Annotated in this window: 18 protein-coding genes; 7 read left to right on the forward strand and 11 right to left on the reverse strand. The window is 65.4% G+C overall.

Annotated elements, in window-relative coordinates:
- Window positions 1-251 precede the first annotated feature (251 nt).
- Window positions 252-671, forward strand: coding sequence for an SRPBCC family protein (locus ACTDXD_RS10310; protein WP_440126940.1), 420 nt, complete (start codon window positions 252-254; stop codon window positions 669-671).
- A 7-nt stretch (window positions 672-678) separates the two neighbouring features.
- Here the strand turns inward: ACTDXD_RS10310 and lipB are convergent, their stop codons facing one another.
- Window positions 679-1,347, reverse strand: a complete 669-nt coding sequence (gene lipB / locus ACTDXD_RS10315) for a lipoyl(octanoyl) transferase LipB (protein ID WP_440126941.1) — start codon at window positions 1,345-1,347, stop codon at window positions 679-681.
- 121 nt (window positions 1,348-1,468) lie between these two features.
- Here lipB and ACTDXD_RS10320 point away from each other — a divergent pair, with 121 nt between their 5' ends.
- Window positions 1,469-2,392, forward strand: a complete 924-nt coding sequence (locus ACTDXD_RS10320; protein ID WP_440126942.1) for an alpha/beta hydrolase — start codon at window positions 1,469-1,471, stop codon at window positions 2,390-2,392.
- A gap of 24 nt (window positions 2,393-2,416) precedes the next feature.
- Here the strand turns inward: ACTDXD_RS10320 and ACTDXD_RS10325 are convergent, their stop codons facing one another.
- Together ACTDXD_RS10325 and ACTDXD_RS10330 are read right to left on the reverse strand one after the other, a co-directional pair.
- Window positions 2,417-3,019 carry a phosphoribosylanthranilate isomerase gene (locus tag ACTDXD_RS10325; protein ID WP_440126943.1) on the reverse strand — a complete coding sequence of 201 codons (603 nt, stop codon included), beginning with the start codon at window positions 3,017-3,019 and terminating at the stop codon, window positions 2,417-2,419.
- Window positions 3,020-3,029: 10 nt separating this feature from the next.
- Window positions 3,030-3,722, reverse strand: a complete 693-nt coding sequence (locus tag ACTDXD_RS10330; RefSeq protein WP_440126944.1) for a TetR/AcrR family transcriptional regulator C-terminal domain-containing protein — start codon at window positions 3,720-3,722, stop codon at window positions 3,030-3,032.
- Window positions 3,723-3,972: 250 nt separating this feature from the next.
- Here ACTDXD_RS10330 and ACTDXD_RS10335 point away from each other — a divergent pair, with 250 nt between their 5' ends.
- Window positions 3,973-5,241 (forward strand): cytochrome P450, encoded by a 1,269-nt coding sequence (locus tag ACTDXD_RS10335; RefSeq protein ID WP_440126945.1) that lies wholly within the window; start codon window positions 3,973-3,975, stop codon window positions 5,239-5,241.
- Window positions 5,242-5,319: 78 nt separating this feature from the next.
- Window positions 5,320-5,514 (forward strand): ferredoxin, encoded by a 195-nt coding sequence (locus tag ACTDXD_RS10340; RefSeq protein WP_440126946.1) that lies wholly within the window; start codon window positions 5,320-5,322, stop codon window positions 5,512-5,514.
- A 76-nt stretch (window positions 5,515-5,590) separates the two neighbouring features.
- Here the strand turns inward: ACTDXD_RS10340 and dnaB are convergent, their stop codons facing one another.
- The 5 genes from dnaB to rpsF all read right to left on the reverse strand — a co-directional run bounded on the left by dnaB (window position 5,591) and on the right by rpsF (window position 10,916).
- Window positions 5,591-8,773 carry a replicative DNA helicase gene (dnaB, locus tag ACTDXD_RS10345; RefSeq protein ID WP_440126947.1) on the reverse strand — a complete coding sequence of 1,061 codons (3,183 nt, stop codon included), beginning with the start codon at window positions 8,771-8,773 and terminating at the stop codon, window positions 5,591-5,593.
- Window positions 8,774-9,291: 518 nt separating this feature from the next.
- The gene (rplI, locus tag ACTDXD_RS10350; protein WP_440126948.1) at window positions 9,292-9,747 is read right to left on the reverse strand and encodes a 50S ribosomal protein L9; all 456 of its coding nucleotides are present in this window, start codon (window positions 9,745-9,747) and stop codon (window positions 9,292-9,294) included.
- Window positions 9,748-9,762: 15 nt separating this feature from the next.
- Window positions 9,763-10,005: a 30S ribosomal protein S18 gene (gene rpsR / locus ACTDXD_RS10355; protein ID WP_054806388.1), complete on the reverse strand. Its 243-nt coding sequence runs from the start codon at window positions 10,003-10,005 to the stop codon at window positions 9,763-9,765.
- Window positions 10,006-10,045: 40 nt separating this feature from the next.
- Complete coding sequence (locus ACTDXD_RS10360) at window positions 10,046-10,564, reverse strand: single-stranded DNA-binding protein (RefSeq protein WP_440126949.1); 519 nt, start codon at window positions 10,562-10,564, stop codon at window positions 10,046-10,048.
- Window positions 10,565-10,628: 64 nt separating this feature from the next.
- Window positions 10,629-10,916: a 30S ribosomal protein S6 gene (gene rpsF, locus ACTDXD_RS10365; RefSeq protein WP_169688997.1), complete on the reverse strand. Its 288-nt coding sequence runs from the start codon at window positions 10,914-10,916 to the stop codon at window positions 10,629-10,631.
- 129 nt (window positions 10,917-11,045) lie between these two features.
- Between rpsF and ACTDXD_RS10370 the strand changes: the two genes are divergently transcribed.
- From ACTDXD_RS10370 to ACTDXD_RS10380, 3 genes are read left to right on the forward strand one after another with little or no spacing between them, the layout of a single operon-like run.
- Window positions 11,046-12,404, forward strand: coding sequence for a glycosyltransferase 87 family protein (locus ACTDXD_RS10370; protein WP_440126950.1), 1,359 nt, complete (start codon window positions 11,046-11,048; stop codon window positions 12,402-12,404).
- Between the two features lie 52 nt (window positions 12,405-12,456).
- Window positions 12,457-12,789, forward strand: a complete 333-nt coding sequence (locus ACTDXD_RS10375; protein ID WP_440126951.1) for a CD225/dispanin family protein — start codon at window positions 12,457-12,459, stop codon at window positions 12,787-12,789.
- Window positions 12,790-12,813: 24 nt separating this feature from the next.
- Window positions 12,814-13,227, forward strand: coding sequence for a DUF2752 domain-containing protein (locus ACTDXD_RS10380; protein ID WP_440126952.1), 414 nt, complete (start codon window positions 12,814-12,816; stop codon window positions 13,225-13,227).
- Between the two features lie 41 nt (window positions 13,228-13,268).
- Here the strand turns inward: ACTDXD_RS10380 and ACTDXD_RS10385 are convergent, their stop codons facing one another.
- Genes ACTDXD_RS10385 through ACTDXD_RS10395 form a run of 3 tightly spaced genes read right to left on the reverse strand, consistent with a single transcriptional unit; the run spans window position 13,269 to window position 17,636 of the window.
- Window positions 13,269-13,733 (reverse strand): RNA polymerase subunit sigma-24, encoded by a 465-nt coding sequence (locus tag ACTDXD_RS10385; RefSeq protein WP_440126953.1) that lies wholly within the window; start codon window positions 13,731-13,733, stop codon window positions 13,269-13,271.
- A gap of 21 nt (window positions 13,734-13,754) precedes the next feature.
- The gene (locus tag ACTDXD_RS10390; protein ID WP_440126954.1) at window positions 13,755-15,374 is read right to left on the reverse strand and encodes a glycosyltransferase family 87 protein; all 1,620 of its coding nucleotides are present in this window, start codon (window positions 15,372-15,374) and stop codon (window positions 13,755-13,757) included.
- Between the two features lie 9 nt (window positions 15,375-15,383).
- A complete protein-coding gene (locus tag ACTDXD_RS10395; RefSeq protein WP_440127606.1) occupies window positions 15,384-17,636 on the reverse strand; it encodes a transglycosylase domain-containing protein in 2,253 nt (750 codons plus the stop codon).
- Window positions 17,637-17,918: the final 282 nt, after the last annotated feature.

The raw sequence follows: 17,918 nt of genomic DNA on the forward strand, positions 1-17,918 counted from the left end.
CTGGCGTCACCGAATGCACGAATTATCCGAATGTGATGGACTCGGCTGCATGTACCGCGAATACCCGTCGAAGTCCGACGTGGTGACGTGCACGTGGGAACGCCGCAGTCCGCCAGTAGTTGCACAGCTGATAGTTCCGGACGGCTGCCTCGATCTCGTGTGGTTCGGGGACGGCCGAATGGAGCTCGTCGGTCCGGACACCGCACCGCTTCTGGAAGACAATCGCCGGCCTGCGCAATAGCGTTCCGCCCATGAGCAACGATCCGCCCACCATCCGCAGCCGCCACGTCAGTCAGGTCATCGCACGTCCGCCGACGCAGGTGTACGAGTTCGCGGCGAACCCCGACAACCTGCCCGCATGGGCGTCGGGCTTGGCCCAGAGCCACGTCGAACGCGTCGGCGACACCCTCGTGGTGGACTCACCCATGGGTCGTGTCACCGTACGCTTCACCCCGCACAACGAGCTAGGAGTACTCGATCACGACGTCACGTTGCCGTCCGGCACGACAGTGAACAACCCGGTGCGTGTACTCCCGCACCCGAACGGTTCCGAAATTCTCTTCACGGTGCGCCAGATCGGACTGTCCGACGACGAATTCGATCGGGACACCGCGATCGTCGCGGCGGACCTCGAACGCTTGCGTGTACTACTCGAAGAGCTCCCGCGCTGAACTGCCGTCAGGCGTGCGCCTGAAACGCCGTCGCCAGTGCTTCTCGGGTCTTGGCGAGACCGGGGGAGACGTGGCCGATCTCCGTCAGCTCGGTCTCGATGTTCGTCATCTCCACGTCCGGGAGCCCGCACGCGACCGCCAAGTGCCACGGCTGCATGTCACCCTCGACATTGAGCGCGAACCCGTGAGTTGTGATGCCGCGCCCCGAACGCATCCCGATGGAGACGATCTTGCGGCCGGTGTTCTTCGTCCACACGCCCGTCAGCAGTTCGCCACCCCGCGGGGTGTCGCGGCGCTCGGCGGCAACGCCCAATGCACCCAGTGCGTCGACGAGGCGGTGCTCGACCTCACGGACATAGTCGACGACGCCCTCGCCTGCCCGCAGCTCGACGATGAGGTATCCGACGATCTGACCCGGACCGTGATAGGTCAGCTGTCCTCCGCGGCGCGTTTCCCTGACCGGAATGCCCGTGCCGACGGGGAGGTGTTCGGGCTTCGTGCGTGCACCGACCGTGAAGGTCGAGGGGTGGGAGAGCAGCCAGAGCGTGTCGGGGCGCCGCGACTCCCGTCGCTCGTCGTACATCTCCTGCATCCGCGCCATCGCCACGTCGTAGTCGACCGGGTCCTCGTCGACCACGAGATGAAGTGGACGATCGGCCAACAGTTTCTCGCTCATGTCCCGCTCTCACTCGATCCGTGGGCCACCTCGACGGCCACACCCGGCCACTTTAGCGACCGGCGTCGGCGGGCGCGCTTACACTCACCCGGTCCCGAGGTCCCGACCGTGAGGAGTGCCCGTGCGATACACACTCGATGCCGTGATGGTCGATGTTCCGGCGCAGCAGGTCCTCGAGGCCAGGAACTTCTACGCGTCGCGACCCCCAGGCCGCGGACCCGGAAGCATCGAGGAGTTGATGTCGGTCCGAGCGAGGACACCCACCCCGTCACCGGCTGTGCCACCGGCCGTCGAGGAGCTGATCGACGCCGGCACCCACCAGGTCCCGATACGGATCGCCCTTCCCGCCAGCGGTGGGGTTCGGGCCGTCCGTCTCGAGATTCACGGCGGCGGCTTCTACATGGGCTCGGCCGCAGGGGACGACGTACGCAACCGCGCCCTCGCGGATCGTCTTGGCATCGCTGTCGTCGGCGTCGACTACCGGCTGGCACCGCAGTGCCCGTGGCCGGCCGCCCCCGACGACTGTGAGGCAGTGGCGCTGTGGCTCGCAGAGCATGCCGGGTCCCGTTTCGGTTCGTCACGACTGGTCGTCGGAGGTCGTTCTGCGGGAGCAACACTCGCGCTGGGTACGCTGCTCCGACTGCGGGACAGGGGCGTTGCCGGACGGTTCGCCGGTGCCGCACTCCAATTCGGCACCTACGACCTGAGCGCCCTGACCCCGGCGGGGCGCCGGATCGCGGACGAATACTTCCTCGAGGCATACGTCGGCCACGTAGCGGACCGCACCGCGGCAGACATCTCGCCGATCTACGCGGATCTGCGCGACCTTCCGCCGGTGCTGATGGTCGTCGGGGCCGACGACATATTGCTGGAAGACAACCTCGCGATGGCGGGTCGCCTGTCCGCAATCGGAAACGACGTCGACCTGCGCATCTATCCCGCGTCGCCCCACGGATTCACCGGGCATGCAACGGCACTGGCCGAGACAGCTCTCAGCGACATCGATTCGTGGATGCTCGAACGGATCAGCGCGTCGCGGCATTGACGGCGCCCCGTGGGCACGTCCTCGTCATCTCCCGGCACCTCGTACCGCATCGGCGAAGGCCCTCATCAGAGCCGGATCCTTGACACCCCGACGCGACTCGATACCGCTGGACACATCCACACCCCAGGCACCTGAGGTCGTCAGTGCCCGCGCCACGTTGCCTGCGTTCAGGCCGCCGGCGAGCACCCACCGACCCGACGGCAGAGCGCTGCGGTCCTGCCAGTCCCAGGTCTTCCCGGCTCCGGCGATCGCGCCGTCGACCAGCAACAGGTCGGCGCCGAAGTGGTCGGAGAGCGACTCCGCGCCACCCGAGTTGACGGCGCGAATCACCGTCAGCCCCGCGTCGTGCAGGACGCGCACGTCGTCGGCCGAACGGAGATCGTGCACCTGCACATGCTCGAGGTCTGCGGACTTCGCCATCGCGATGATCTCGTCGAGGGGGATCCGCACGTACACTCCGACCGCGAGTGTGCCCGCGGGCAACCGCATCCGCAACCGTCCGGCCTGCTCCGCCGACACTTTGCGGGGACTGTCGGCGAACACGAAACCGACTGCATCCACACCGAGTTCGACGGCGAGATCGACCGTCGACTCGTCCTGCAGCCCGCACATCTTGATGAACGTCATCCCACACCTTTCATCTCGCGCGCTCCTCGAGGCGCCTGTCCAGCCCGTCGACGATGAGGTCCAGCTCGAACTCGAACTGTTCGACTGCGCGGGACTGTGCTTCACGGCTCAACGCAAACCTGTGAAGCAGCGGCAGGTCGCCGGTAGATCCGGCTTCCACCGTTCGTACGACATTGTCGACCTGCGGATCTGCGGCTCCCGACGCCGCGGCGATGTCCTCACGTGCCGCTGCGTGCGCGATCACGGCGAGGAGAGTGATCACACGTCCCGCCTCCTCGGCGTCGAATCCTGCGCGCACCAGGCGTTCCATGATTCGCTCCACAGTCGCGAGTGCGCCGAGATCCGTCATTCCGTCGAATCTGATGTAGACGATGAGAACGCCTGCGGCCGTCAGCGCCTCCTTCATCGCTCGTGCACAGGATCGCAGCACCTGGCGCCAGTCCTGGCTTTCCGGTGTGTCGACGCCACGGATCGCGGATTCGAAGACATCGAGCGCGACCAGCTCGAGGAGGCCCTGCCGGTCGCTGACGTAGTAGTTGAGAGCCTTCCGGTCGACCCCCAGTTCGTCGGCCACGGCCTGCATCGTGAGCGTGTCGGGAGCAAGCGATCGTGCCGCGGAGACGATCCGATCGCGGCTGATCTTGCTCGGACGGCCACGGCGGCGTCGCGTGCCCGCACTGCGGATCATCTCCTCGCTACTCACCCGCCAAGCCTACGATCTCCGGCTTCGCCGCAGTGTTCGACTCCTCCCGCAGCGGTATTCCGGGCGTCCGACCTGCATGCCCACGGTGCCGAAGAGTACAAGTGAAATATTCTTCCCATGCGGGAATTAATACCGTATTCTCTCAATCGAATATCCGGTTCCGCACGGCACAGCCCAGCCGTTCGCCCAGGCCGTGCTCGAAGATCCCGTGTGCGACGACGTCGTTGTGCACCGTGAAGAGGAGGCAGACTTGACCGGCTTCGACGAGATCGATTTCTTCACCGACGCATCCCTGGTGGAAGATCCCTACCCGTACTTCGAGCACCTTCGTTCGAAATGCCCCGTGACCCACATGCCGCATCACGGAGTGGTCGCCGTGACAGGCTACGACGAGGCCCTCGAGGTGTATCGCAACCACGAGGTGTACTCCTCGGCCAATGCCTTCCTCGGGCCGTTCCCGCCGCTGCCGTTCACCCCCGAGGGCGACGACATCACCGAGCAGCTCGCCGCACACCGCAGCGAACTCCCGCTCAACGAGCACATGGTCACGATGGACCCGCCGGACCACACTGCACAGCGTGCACTCCTCAAGCGGCTGCTGACACCGAAGCGGCTCAAGGAGAACGAAGAGTTCATGTGGCGGCTCGCCGACAAGCAGATCGACACCTTCTTCGGAAGTGGCCGCCTGGAACTCCTCGACGACTACGCAAAACCGTTCGCGTTGATCGTCGTCGCCGACCTCCTCGGCGTCCCCGAAGAAGACCACGACCAGTTCCGCGACAAACTGCTCTCGCAGACTGCCCGCACGCTCGACCAGAACGAGGAAGTCGAGGTCAATCCGCTCGAGTGGCTCGACGCCCAGTTCAGCGGCTACATCGAGGACCGCCGTAAGAATCCCCGCCCCGACGTCCTGACCGACCTCGCTACTGCCACCTACCCCGACGGTTCCCTGCCCGAGGTCATCGATGTGGTGCGCTTGGCGACCTTCCTGTTCGCCGCCGGCCAGGAAACCACTGCCCGACTGCTGAGTTCGTCGATCCAGGTCCTCGCCGAGCGGCCCGATATCCAGAAGCAGCTGCGCGACGACCGCGAACTCATCCCGGCGTTCATCGAGGAAACCCTCCGGGTGGAGAGTCCGGTGAAGACCGACTTCCGCCTGGTTCTGAAGAACACCACACTGCGTGGCATCGATCTCCCCGCGGGCACTCCGGTGGCCATTCTGCCCGGCGCGATCAACCGCGATCCGGACCGCTTCGAATGCCCCGCAGAGTTCCGCGTCGATCGCGAAAACCTACGTGAGCACATCGCTTTCGGCCGCGGCGTTCACTCGTGCCCGGGCGGTCCGCTGGCGCGTGTCGAAGCGAAGGTCAGCATCGAGCGGTTCCTCGACCGCATGGGCGATATCAAGCTCGACGACGCGGAGCACGGACCCGAGTCGGATCGGAAGTTCACCTGGGAGCCCACCTATCTCCTGCGCGGGCTCAACAACCTGCACCTGCAGTACACCCCGATCGGCTGACCACCGAGACGTCAGGATGCCCGGCGCAGTGACCTACGGGGTCTGCGCCGGGCCCCACACCGGCCCCTTGGAGAGCAGATGAAGGTCACACTGGATACGGATCTCTGTGAAGCACACGGATTGTGCGAAGCGAGTGCCCCGGAGTTGTTCCGGCTCGGAGACGAGGACATCGTGACGATCCTCGATGACAACCCCTCACCGGAACTGCACGATGCTGCGCGCAGAGCCGAAGGAAGTTGCCCCCGGATGGCGATCCGGATCGCGGAAGACTGACGTGTGAACTTTCCTCCGGTAGTGCGGATTCCCGTTGCCTCACGACCAACGGAAACCCGCACGAGCGGAGGAAGGTTCAGCCGCGCGCCATGTCCACGAACCGCGACAGGTGCAGCTGGTGCGCCACTGTGATCGTGGCCGTCGGGCCGTTACGGTGCTTACCGACGATCAAGTCGGCCTCACCGCCACGCGGGTCGTCGCGTTCGAACGCGTCGGGACGGTGCAACAGGATCACCATGTCGGCGTCCTGCTCGAGACTGTTGTGCACCGAGATGCCGTCGGCCACGAAATTGTGTGTGCCCGGGACGGTCCCGTCGAAAACGTCCTGCTCACCGAGGCTGGCGATGGAGACGATCTCGTCCCAGTACACGTTGTTCGTGGCGACCATGTCGATGTCGGCTTCGCCCAGCACACCGGCCACCTCAGCGAGGCTGGAACGTGGGGCCCCAGCACCGACGAGTTCGCTCGGCGTGAACCGCTCGACAGCGAGGAGCCGGCCCAGTGACTCTTCGAGTTCGGGGGAGACACCGTCGACGCTGCGACGTGTGAGCGTGGGCCCGAGCTGTGTCAGTACCCACTGCGCTGCCGTGCCGTGGGCGCCGACGTCGTGCAGGAACACCGCCTGTCCGTCCGGGTCGGTCACGCGCAGGTCGTAGCCCGACGCGGTTTCCGTGATCTGCGAGAACACACCGATCCGCAGCAACAGGACTGCCAGATCATCGATGAATCGGCGGTCGGCGGCCGAGTACCGGATCATCGCCTGCTGCGCGTCGACGTCCCAGGCGAGCATGCCGCTGTCCTCCCACACGTGGCAGAGCAGCGCCGCAACCTGATCCTTGGGCAACGCGAACGCCCGCGCAGGCACGGCGGCATCGGCGACGGCCCGGAGGGCCAGTTCGACGATCTCGTCTTCGGAGGAGGTCACCATGTCGATCGGTGCGGGCAGCGCACGCGGCACCGCAATACGTCCGCCCGTCGTCAACTCACCGAGGGGCATCCAGCCGTCGACAGTGAGGAACGGATGATTCGCCGTCGCTTCCACCTGGCGTCCGGACGCGAGCCGCAGCCGGAACACTTCCTTGCGGCCGCTGGGAAAGACCTTCGTCATCGGCCGCGCGACCATGCGCATCCGCTCGTCGAGCGACCACACGAGCGGCTGCTCACCCGTCGCGAGAAGCTCCCCGAGAGTGACCTCCGCGCCGGTGTCCGCCCGCAGAATCCGGGTGGACGCAGGGAGGCAACCCGACTCACGGAGGTCGGAGACCTGCGGCTTCTTGTCGGTTCGCTGCTCTGGACCACGGTTGAGCTGACAGACCGCAATAACGGGAACTTCGAGTTCCTTCGCGAGCAGCTTGAGACTTCGCGAGAACTCCGAGACTTCCTGCTGGCGCGACTCGACCTTCTTACCGGACGTCATGAGCTGCAGGTAGTCGATGACGATGAGACGAATGTCGTGCTTCTGCTTGAGACGCCGCGCTTTCGCACGAATCTCCATCATCGTCAGGTTCGGCGAATCGTCGATGAACAGCGGTGCCTCGCTGATCTCGCTCATACGACGCGCGAGCCGGGTCCAGTCGTCATCGGTCATGCGACCGGACCGCATGTCGCCGAGCTTGATCTTCGCTTCCGCCGAGAGCAGTCGCATGACGATCTCGGTGCGCCCCATCTCCAGGGAGAAGATGACGGAGCCCATGCCGTGCTTGATCGAGCACGACCTCATGAAGTCCATGCTGAGCGTCGAGTTGTGGGTGGGCACCATCGCGCGACCCGCAAGGTACATGTGCTCGCCGTCGACCTCGACGCAGCGCACCGGCACCGACTCCACCGGCCGCACCGCGACGATGCGACGCTCGACCGGCACCGGACGCCGGCACTCCTTGTGCAGAAGGGCCTTGCTGGGAAGGACGAAGACGTCGTCGGCAGTCTCGAACGCCACCTCGTCACCATCGACAGTGCAGGCGTGACCCAGACCGGAGAGCAGTTCGGCGACGTCCTCGACCAAGCGTGCACAGTCCGAGACGAATCTGATGGTGCCGTCGCCGTCGACAGTGCCCCCGGCGTCGAGGAGCCCGGCCAGCAGATCGCGGCGCTGTTCCTGTGAGGCACGCAGATACGCCGTGGGGATGTGCGCACCGAGCGCCATCAGGGCCTCGGTGCACCCTCCCTCACCTTCGACGCGCATGTGGACGTGCGGATCGGCCGACGGACCACCGAGCCAGGCACCGAGCGTGAACGGCGGAACAGGCAGGTCTGCTGCGGGCGTCCGGAGGGGAGCGGCATTGGTGACGGCGTGGTCGGCCTCGACGGTGGCAGCAAGCTGGGCGGTGGTGCGGACGGCGCCGTCGGAGGTACGCCACTGGTGCTGAGCGTCGGCGACGAGCACGGTGCCGTCGGAGAACACGACGTCGAAGCACGGCCGCCCATGCATGACCTCGGTGGCCGCGACGACACGGGTCGGCTCGCCGTCGGCGGCGAACAGTACGTCGCCGACCGAGACCTCGCCCATGGTGGTCCACCCGCTCGGGGTGGGCAGGACAGTGTCGAGCGCGAGGGCTTTACCGACACCGGGGCGGGCGGCGATGATGATCATCTGCCCTGCGTGCAGGCCGTTGGTGAGTTCGTCGAGCTCGGCGAAGCCGGTGGGGACTCCGACCGAGATCCCGCCGCGGCTGGCGATGGAATCGATCTCGTCCATCGTGGGCTGCAGCAGTTCTTCGAGTGGAACGAAATCCTCGCTGGTGCGGCGTTCGGAGACGTCGAAGATCTCGGCCTGGGCGCGGTCGACGACCTCGGCGACATCCTGGCCCTCGGAGCCGGCATATCCGTACTGGACGATGCGTGTGCCCGCTTCGACGAGGCGGCGCAGGATGGCCTTCTCGGAGACGATCTCGGCGTAGTAGCCGGCGTTCGCGGCGGTGGGGACCGTCTGGGTGAGCGTCACGAGGTAGGCGGGCCCACCGATGCGCTTGAGCTCGCCCTTGCGATCGAGTTCGGCCGAAACCGTGACGGGGTCGGCGGGCTCACCCCGGCTGTAGAGGTCGAGGATCGAGTCGTAGACGAACTGGTGCGCAGGCTTGTAGAAGTCGCCCGGGTGAAGCACCTCGAGGACATCGGCGATGGCGTCCTTGCTCAGCAGCATGCCGCCGAGCACGGACTGCTCCGCCACGTAGTCGTGGGGAGGCTGACGCCCGAAATCGGTCTCGGGTTCATCGGGCGGTCCGGAGTATTCGGAGTGGCCTCGATCGTCCACCACTGCCAACGCGATACCGCCCTTCCGAATCCCGAACCAAGCACGGTCATGCCCGGCCTACGGGCTTTCCGCAGACAACTCCGGGCCCTGAGGCCCGAACCACAACCCACGTTCTACCCGTGCCCACCGACATATTTCCGACCCATACCAAACCCATGGGGGGAGTCGTGCGCACGACGTTAGGGACCGAAAAGCCTCTCACCAAATCGGGTTGTGCACACATCTGTGGATGAACTGTGGAAACCCGTGGACTACGTTGTGCACCCTCTGTGGACAACCTGGGGAGAACGCATGTCACATCACGCATTCATCCAGTTCAGAGCGCAAAAACTGCTCCTCACACCTGTGGAGCAAAAGAATTCCGGCGTGTCGTGGCCATATCGACAGCCGGGCGTGTCCGAAAGTTTCGTTCGAGAAAGATATGTTGTGGATCACATGAGAGTTGAATCCCACAGGATTTATCCACAGGTTGTACACAGACAGCGAGGAGCCCCGCGCGATGTGCGCGGGGCTCCTCGAAAACCGGATCAGGCAGCGACGACGTTCAGCGTGAACTTCGCAGTGACATCCGGGTGCAGCTTCACAACGACCTCGTGCTTGCCGGTCGCCTTGATGTGCGCCTTGGGCAGCACGACAACGCGCTTGTCGACAACCGGGCCACCGGCAGCCTTGAGCGCGCCGGCAACGTCGGCAGCGGTGACCGAGCCGAACAGCTTGCCCGAGTCTGCAGCGGTCTTGACTGCCAGCGAGACGCTGTCGAGGCCCTCGATGGCGGCCTTGAGCTCCTGTGCATGCTCGAGGCCGCGCACTGCACGGGCCTCCTGTGCACGGCGGATGCCCGCGACCTGCTTCTCGGCGCCACGGGTGGCAACAATTGCCAGTCCGCGGGGCAGCAGGTAGTTGCGACCGTAACCGTCCTTGACCTCAACGGTGTCGCCAGGCGCACCGAGGTTGTCCACGTCGGCGGTGAGGATGAGCTTCATCGTGTTCCCCTTTCCTTAGCGAGTCGTCGAGACGTAAGGAAGCAGAGCCACCTCACGGGAGTTCTTCACAGCAACAGCGATATCGCGCTGGTGCTGCACGCAGTTGCCGGTGACGCGACGAGCGCGGATCTTGCCGCGATCGCTGACGTACTTACGCAGCAGCGTGGTGTCCTTGTAGTTGATCTGCACATTCTTTTCCTTGCAGAAGGCGCAGACCTTCTTCTTCAAAACCTTCTCGCGCGCGGGCGACTTAGGCATGGTCTTTCTCCGTACTTAGATGTTCCGATCGAAGGTCGGATCAGAACGGGGGCTCGTCGTCCCCGCCACCGCCGAAGGAACCACCCGCAGGAGCGTTGCTCCACGGGTCGTCCCCGCCGGTATTGGCATTGGAACTGGGGCGCCCACCGCCCGATCCACCGGAGGAACCACCGAAGCCGCCTCCGCCACCGCCGCGACCGGCCTTGGTGACCTTGGCCGTGGCGTAACGGAGCGAGGGGCCGATCTCGTCGACCTCGAGCTCCACGACAGTGCGCTTCTCGCCTTCACGCGTTTCGTAGCTGCGCTGCTTGAGACGGCCCTGCACGATCACGCGGGATCCTCGAGTCAAGCTCTCGGCCACGTTCTCGGCTGCCTCGCGCCAGATGTTGCAGCGCATGAACAGAGCCTCGCCGTCTTTCCATTCATTGGACTGACGGTCGAACATGCGGGGCGTGGACGCGACGGTGAAGTTCGCGACCGCGGCACCCGACGGGGTGAAACGCAGTTCCGGATCGGCGGTCAGATTGCCGACCACGGTGATGACGGTGTCGCCTGCCATGTGGTTCCTCCTGCAGTGTGTGGAGTCCTGATGCGCCAGAGCCTACGGCCAAGCGCCGACAGGCTCACTTTCCGAGGCGCAGAACCTTGGTGCGAAGCACCGACTCGTTCAGGCCGAGCTGGCGATCCAGCTCTGCAACCGCAGCAGGCGTCGCGCTGATGTCGACGACCGCGTAGATGCCTTCGGCATTCTTCTCGATCTCGTACGCGAGACGACGCTTACCCCACACGTCGACCTTGTCGACCTTGCCGCCTTCTTGGCGGATCACGTTGAGGAACGTCTCCAGCGAGGGAGCGACAGTGCGCTCATCCAGGCTGGGGTCCAGGATGATCATCAATTCGTAATGACGCATAAGACCTCATCACCTCCCATGGACTGTGAACGGTCACGGACGATCCGTGACAGGAGGGTCGTTGCGTCAGCAACCCAAGAAGGGTACATGACCTCCGCTCGACCAGCGAAACTGACTTAGGGTGAGAACATGCGCACGAGCCGATCCCTTCCCGCGCTCGTCGCCGTCGTCACGTGTGCGCTGACGCTGCTGCTCGGCTACCTCAACAAGGCGCGCTGCGCAGGCCCGCCCTTCGATCTGTTCGGTCGCTCGATGCAATTCGACGAGCTCAAGGACGCCACCGTCTGTTATTCCGATATCCAGCAATTGTGGCTCGGGCGGGGAATCAACCTCCACCAGTTCCCCTTCGTGGACGGCGGCATCACCACTGCCGGGAACCTCACCGGCGGCACTGTCGAGTATCCGGTGCTCGGCGGCGTCCTCATGTGGGTGGGGGCATTGTTCGCGGAGACCGACGCCGATTTCCTGCTGCACTCCGCGCTGCTACTGACGCCGTTCGGGTTGCTCACGGCGTGGATTCTCGGGCGGATCGCCGGATGGCATGCCCTCTGGTGGTCGGCCACACCACCGCTGGTGATGTATGCGTTCTTGAACTGGGATCTGCCTGTGGTCGCGGTGACCGTCCTCGCCATCGCCGTCGTGGGCACCCGGCGCTGGTCGCTTCGTACCCGCGGGATGATCGCCGCGGTGCTTCTCGCCGTCGGATTCTGCCTCAAGCTCTATCCCGGGCTCTTCGTGTTGCCGCTGATCGCCTATGTCTTCCTCGACGGCACAGCCGAGCGCGACGACAGCGCGCCGATCGGGCGCCGCGATCTCCGCGGTGCACTGGCCGTGGCCGGAACGGCCGTCGCGACCGTCGTCGCAGTGAACCTGCCGTTCGCGATCCTCGGTTTCGACGGGTGGCGTGCGTCGTTCACGTTCCAGCAGAACCGAGCGGCGGACGCGACCAGCAACTCGATCTGGTACTGGGGACTGCGTCCTCTGATGGGCAACTATCAAGGGCACGAGGTCACCTCCGAATACAACGATGTAGTTGCCCTCGTCTCACCGGTACTCATGCTCGCGGTGTTCGCGGCCGCGCTGTGGCTCGGATGGCGCCGCTATCTCCGCGAAGGCGTCTACCCGTGGCTGCCCGTTGCCGCCGCGATCCTGTGCGGGTTCCTGCTTCTGCACAAGGTGCATTCCCCGCAGTACACACTGTGGCTGTTGCCCCTGTTCGTGTTGCTGCGCATCCCGTGGCAACTCGTCGCAACGTATCTGCTCGTCGACCTGTCGATGGGGATCGGGATCTTCCTCTGGTTCGACTCGACCGCGGGGAACAGCGACCAGGCGCTGCCACTCACGCTCGTCCACATCGGGGTGTGGGGCCGGGCACTACTGTTGGTCGTGTTGTTCTTCGTCTTCCTGAACTCTTCCGAACGGCATTCGACGAAGAGGCGCACGCATGGCCACCACGATCGATCACTCGAGAGCCCGGCAAACGCGTGATGACAGGCGACGGACCCACCGCACACACGCAACCAGAGGAGCGCGCCGGCGAATGAATGCGTATCGACAGTTCCCACCACCCGGCCCGCAGCCCGGTGCCTACGGTTCGCCGTTCCATCCGTACGGTCGGCCGCCGGAGAACAACATGGTCTGGGGCATCGTCGCTACCGTGGTGTTCTGCATGCCGATCGGGATCGTGTCGCTGGTCAAGGCGTCGCGGGTCAACAATCTGTGGGCACAGGGACGTTTCGACGAAGCGCACAGATCTGCACGCTCGGCGAAGACCTGGGCCATCTGGTCTGCGGTGATCTGGGTTGTCGGGCTGATCGCGCTCATCGTGGGATACTTCGCGTTCTGGGCCGCGGTCGTGGCCACGACGCGCTGAAACCTCACGGACGCGCTGAACCTCATGGAACGCACCCTCTCACGCCTGAAAGCACCCGCCGCAGTCGCGGCAGGTGCGGTATGCGCGTGCGCATTCGTGGCGTGGGCCGACCCGACCACCCCGGGCGGAATCATCCCGCCGTGCCCCACCTACGCGATCTTCGGGATCCTCTGCCCCGGCTGCGGTGCGTCGAGAATGTTGTATTCACTTGTACACCTCGATATTCCGGCAGCAGTTCGGTTCAATGCACTGGGCGTCGCCGTGACGGTGGGGCTGCTCGCAATGTTCTTGCTGTGGACCGTGAGTCGCGCGCGCGGCACATCGATGCCTCGATGGGGAGGGTACCGGTGGGCCCCGCACATCGCGCTCGCGCTGATCGCCGTGTGGTTCGTGGTGCGCAACCTCCCGATCGAGCCGTTCACCGCACTCCGCATCTGAAAGCAGCTCGCCATCCGAAGCAACTCGGCGACCACGAGACCTCAGGCCGCGCGGAGCGACCGCAACGCGACGTGCTGCTCGGCGCGCACCCGCCGCGGACTGATGCCCAATGCGATTGCAGTCAGCTCCAGATCCAGACCGACGATGGTGCGCAGAATGAGGACCTCCCGTTGAATCCGGGTACCGGCACCGCCTCCCGAACGAGCGAACCGGGAGTCGGCGGCGTCCACAGCGGTCGCATAGGCGAGGCGGACGAACGGCTGCTGGGCGCCCACCACCGACGACACAGCGGCGAGGATCTCGTGACACACCTCGAGAGCCAGACGATCGGCTTCGGTGAAGGAAACGCCGGTGTCACGAGCACGCGCACGGCAATACGCGGAGACCTGAGGATACAGCTGCCGAAGGAGCGCAGGCATCGCAGCCGCGTCACCTGCTGCCACCGACCAGGCGAGCTCGCACATCGTGAAATTTCCGAGTACTCCGCCACCACGCACAGTGCTCATGTCCCCTCCCTCCGTACAAGCCTAGGACGACATGCGGGCCTCCGCTGTCCTCCGATCGAACGAAACCGAATCGAAAGAAACCGGTCGGGACACCTTCGACGGCACGCGGCCGTGTGCCGGTTTCAACCATCTCGGTAGCCACCGCGGATACGCATCGGGTGCCTGGTCCAGAACACCACCGACGGGGTCGTCGATGAATCCGTACCGGACGGGATCGTCGACCGGATGCCGGATCTGCCACAACACCACCGCACACAGCGCAAGGACGGCGAGGTCCCGGATCGCCACCGTCGCGGTGAACCACTGCTCCGGTACACCCTTGTTGTCGGGACCGAGGTAATAGAACATGCGCGGAACCCACACGAGGGCATCGATCGTCATCCACGCGAGCAGGGCCCTGCGGTGCGGTATCGCGAGTACCGCCAGCGGGACCAGCCACAGTGAGTACTGCGGACTCCAGACCTTGTTGGTGAACAAGAATGCCGCCACGAGCAGGAAACACAGCTGGGCCAGTCGCGGGCGCCGAGGCGCGGTCAGCGCAAGCCATCCGATCCCGACGCATGCGATCGCGAACAGCAGCAGCGACACGGAGTTCAGCGTCGAGGGGGACCAGCCCGGCCATCCGACGAACGACCGCACCACGTTGTAGATCGAATCAGGGTCGGCGCCGCGATCGGAATTCAAGCGGAAGAATTCGTACCATCCCCGCGGGTACAGCAGCAGGATCGGCAGATTGACCGCCAGCCACGCGCCTGCCGCTGCACCGAAGGTTCGGAAGAATGCGGGCATCTTCCCGGTACGCAGACACAACACCAGCAGTGGACCGAGCAGCAACAGCGGGTACAGCTTCGTCGCGGCACCGATCCCCAGCAGCACACCCGCAAGCACGGGGCGGCGGCGAGCCCACGCAAGCAGACCACCCGCCGCGAATGCCGCAGCCAAGGCATCGAAGTTCGTGAACGCATGCACCATCACGAGAGGCGACGCAGCGACGAGCGCGGCATCCCATACTCGCCGTCCCGCCGACCTGGCGGTGGCCCACAACGTCGCGAGCCACGCGAACGCGAGCCCCAAAGCGACGACATTGAAATAGATCGCGACCTGGAGTCCGCCGGGCAGCCAGGACACCGAATCCCATGCCTTCGCGACCCGCATCGACACGTACTGGTAAAGGCCCGAAACGACGGGGTACTCCATATACCGGGTCTGCGTCTGCCCGTCCGCGCCCGGCTCCTCCCACGACGTCGCGTACGGGAACGCGCCCTCGTTGAGCCGCTCCGCACCGTAGAGCGGAACGATGTCGGAATAACACATCGCCACGTACTGCCGGTTGTCGCTCCAATCCAACCCGAGGTCACCGTCCGGGCCGAGCGGCGCCTGCTGGATGCATGCGGCCTTGCCGAACCATCCCAACGCCAAGAACACCACCGCGAGCAACAGCATCGCCCGCAGCGGCGTGAAGAAACGGGTGCGGCCGAGCAGCGCGTGCCTGCCGACAGGGCCCCCGACAAGTGCGGAAAGGCGCGACACCATCGGGTCGGTTCGACCCGGGGTGTCGCGCCAGTCCACGGAACGACGATCGTCGGCGAGAGGCTCAGGAGAGACGTGTCCCCTGTGCGCGGCCTCTCCGTCGACGGTCACGCGGCGAGGCTACCCGGCAGGCTGAAGCTCGTCGTAATCTCGGCCGTTCGCCGCGCCTGGAAACTGATTGAGCTGGGGGACCCGATTGGTGGTGGTGGGTGCCGACGGCACGGTGGGGTCGTTGCCGTCCGAGCCGTCACTTTCGGTTTCCTCCTCTTCGGAGGTCGAATTGTCGTTCGACGGCCCGCGAGGCGGAGTCGTGGTGGCAGGTGCCTGCGCCACGCCCGGAATCGGAATCGTCACACCCGGGAAGATCTCCACGTTCTGCGTCGTGATGTCGGGGACCTCCGGCAACGTCGGAATCGTTCGAGACGTCGACGGCTTGTCGCTGGTCGGTGGGGCCGTGGTCTTCGCGGACCAGCTCGGCACACCGGACTCACCGGCGATCTTGCCCGGCTTGGGGAAGGACTCGACATCGGTGCCCTCCAGGGCTCCGTCCATCGTGTCCTTCCAGATGTCCGACGGCAGGCCGGACCCGTAGATCATGCCGCCCCAGCTGTTCTCGAGTGGTAGTCCCTGCTCGGTACCGACCCACACTGCGGTGGCCAGCGACGGGGTGTACCCGACCATCCACGCGTCCTTGTTCGACCCGGTGTCGCCGAGCTGGGCGGTTCCGGTCTTCGCAGCGGACGGACGCCCACCGGCGAGGGCATGCCCGTTCGAGTAGGCAGCGATCGGCGTCATGGCCGCGGTGGTGTTGTCGGCCACGGCCTCGTCGACCACCTGTTCGCCGCTAGGCGCGCCGCGGTCGAGGAGCACCTCCCCGTCGGAGGTGACAACCTTCTGCACGAAGTGCGGGTCGTAGTGCATACCCGACGCCGCGAGCGTCGCATAGGCCGACGCCATGTCGAGAACCCGCGACTGGTACTGGCCGAGGACGATGCCGTAGTTCGGTCCCACGCCGCCCTGCTCGGTGAGGGTCTCGCCGATTCCCGGCAGTTCCTTCGCGACACCGAGCTTGTGAGCCATATCGGCGATGGCCTGCGGACCGTCCTCCATGTCGAGCATCATCCGATAGAAACTCGTGTTCAGCGAACGCTTGAGCGCCTCGGCGATCGTGCATTCACCGCACTGCTCACCTTCGACGTTTCCGATCTTGATGCCGTTGATGGTGAGCGGACCGCTGTCGTACGTCGTCGACAACGGCTTGCCCTGATCGAGGTTCGCAGCCAGACCGAACACCTTGAACGACGAACCTGTCTGCAGCCCTGCCTGCGCGAAGTCGTAACCGACGCCGCTGTCACCGCCGTAGTACGCCCGTACCGCGCCGTTGCGCGGGTCGACGGACACCACTGCGGTACGCAGGTTCTCGTCCTCTCCCTCGAGGTTCGACTGCGCGGCGTCGACCGCGGCGGCCTGCGCTGTGGTGTCGATCGTCGTGGTGATCTCGAGACCGGCGGTGTTGAGCAGGTTCTCGTCGATCCCTTCGGCGGAGAGTTCTGCCAGCACCTGGTTCTTGATCAGTCCTTCCGGGCCCATCGACTGGTCGCCGAAGTCGAGCTCGGCGAGAGGGACGTATGCCGGGTACTGCTTCGTCGCACGGTCTTGCGCGTTGAGGGTGCCCGCGGACACCATGCCGTCGAGCACATAGTTCCAGCGGGCCTCGGCGCCCTCCGGGTTCTGTTCCGGGTCCAGCAGCGACGGCAGCTGGATCGACGACGCGAGGACCGCGCCTTCCTCGACGGTCAGATCGGTAACGGGTTTACCGAAGTACGCGGTCGCGGCCGCCGAGATGCCGTACGCACCACGACCGAAGTAGATGGTGTTCAGGTAGGCGGACAGGATCTCGTCCTTCGACCACTGGTTGGCCATCTTCACCGACAGGACCAGCTCCTTGGCCTTACGCGTGAGGCTCCGCTCGTCGCCGACCAGCGCCTTCTTGACGTACTGCTGCGTGATCGTCGAACCACCGCCCGCGCTCTCACGCCCGAGAATGTTGTCGCGCGCGGCACGCGCGAAGCCCGTGATCGAGAACCCGGAGTTGCTGTAGAAATCACGGTCCTCGGCCGCGAGCACGGCGTTGCGGACATGCTCGGGGATCTCCTGGAGATCCACCTCGTTGCGGTTGCCTTCAGGTGGAATGACCTTGGTGATGACACTCGAGCCGTCGGCGTTGTAGATCGTCGACACCTGGTTGGTGACGAGTTCACCGGGCTTCGGCACATCCTGCGCAATGTAGGCGAGCATGAACGTGAGGACGGGAACGAGGATGCCCGCCGCAATCACCACGTAGCCGATACGCCGGATCGTGCGCCACGGCATGCGCCGCTTCCGACCGTCGCCTCCGGCTCCATCGCCGGGTCCGCCCGTGGGAGGCGTCGGCGGCGGCCCACCCGCGGCGGGCGGGCCACCAGCGGAACCGGGAGCAGAGGAAGCTGCCCGCGGCGGGGGCTGCCTGACTGCCGCTTGCTCCTGGCTGTTCGGCGCACCGGCCTGCATCCGGCGTGTGGGGTCGGCAGCGGGGGCGCCCCGTCCGGCGGGGCCTCCCGGTGCGCGATCGGCAGGCCCGCCGGGGAACATCTGCGGTGGACGCTGCTGCTGAGG

This window comes from Rhodococcus sp. SJ-3, assembly GCF_051918125.1.
Lineage (GTDB): Bacteria > Actinomycetota > Actinomycetes > Mycobacteriales > Mycobacteriaceae > Rhodococcus.

Excerpts from the sequence above, each read along its gene's own strand:
- ACTDXD_RS10310 (WP_440126940.1), top strand. The coding sequence starts at position 252 with ATGAGCAACGATCCGCCCACCATCCGCAGCCGCCACGTCAGTCAGGTC.
- lipB (WP_440126941.1), bottom strand. The coding sequence starts at position 1,347 with ATGAGCGAGAAACTGTTGGCCGATCGTCCACTTCATCTCGTGGTCGAC.
- ACTDXD_RS10325 (WP_440126943.1), bottom strand. The coding sequence starts at position 3,019 with ATGACGTTCATCAAGATGTGCGGGCTGCAGGACGAGTCGACGGTCGAT.
- ACTDXD_RS10340 (WP_440126946.1), top strand. The coding sequence starts at position 5,320 with ATGAAGGTCACACTGGATACGGATCTCTGTGAAGCACACGGATTGTGC.
- rplI (WP_440126948.1), bottom strand. The coding sequence starts at position 9,747 with ATGAAGCTCATCCTCACCGCCGACGTGGACAACCTCGGTGCGCCTGGC.
- rpsR (WP_054806388.1), bottom strand. The coding sequence starts at position 10,005 with ATGCCTAAGTCGCCCGCGCGCGAGAAGGTTTTGAAGAAGAAGGTCTGC.
- ACTDXD_RS10360 (WP_440126949.1), bottom strand. The coding sequence starts at position 10,564 with ATGGCAGGCGACACCGTCATCACCGTGGTCGGCAATCTGACCGCCGAT.
- rpsF (WP_169688997.1), bottom strand. The coding sequence starts at position 10,916 with ATGCGTCATTACGAATTGATGATCATCCTGGACCCCAGCCTGGATGAG.
- ACTDXD_RS10370 (WP_440126950.1), top strand. The coding sequence starts at position 11,046 with ATGCGCACGAGCCGATCCCTTCCCGCGCTCGTCGCCGTCGTCACGTGT.
- ACTDXD_RS10375 (WP_440126951.1), top strand. The coding sequence starts at position 12,457 with ATGAATGCGTATCGACAGTTCCCACCACCCGGCCCGCAGCCCGGTGCC.
- ACTDXD_RS10380 (WP_440126952.1), top strand. The coding sequence starts at position 12,814 with ATGGAACGCACCCTCTCACGCCTGAAAGCACCCGCCGCAGTCGCGGCA.
- ACTDXD_RS10385 (WP_440126953.1), bottom strand. The coding sequence starts at position 13,733 with ATGAGCACTGTGCGTGGTGGCGGAGTACTCGGAAATTTCACGATGTGC.
- ACTDXD_RS10395 (WP_440127606.1), bottom strand. The coding sequence starts at position 17,636 with ATGCCGTGGCGCACGATCCGGCGTATCGGCTACGTGGTGATTGCGGCG.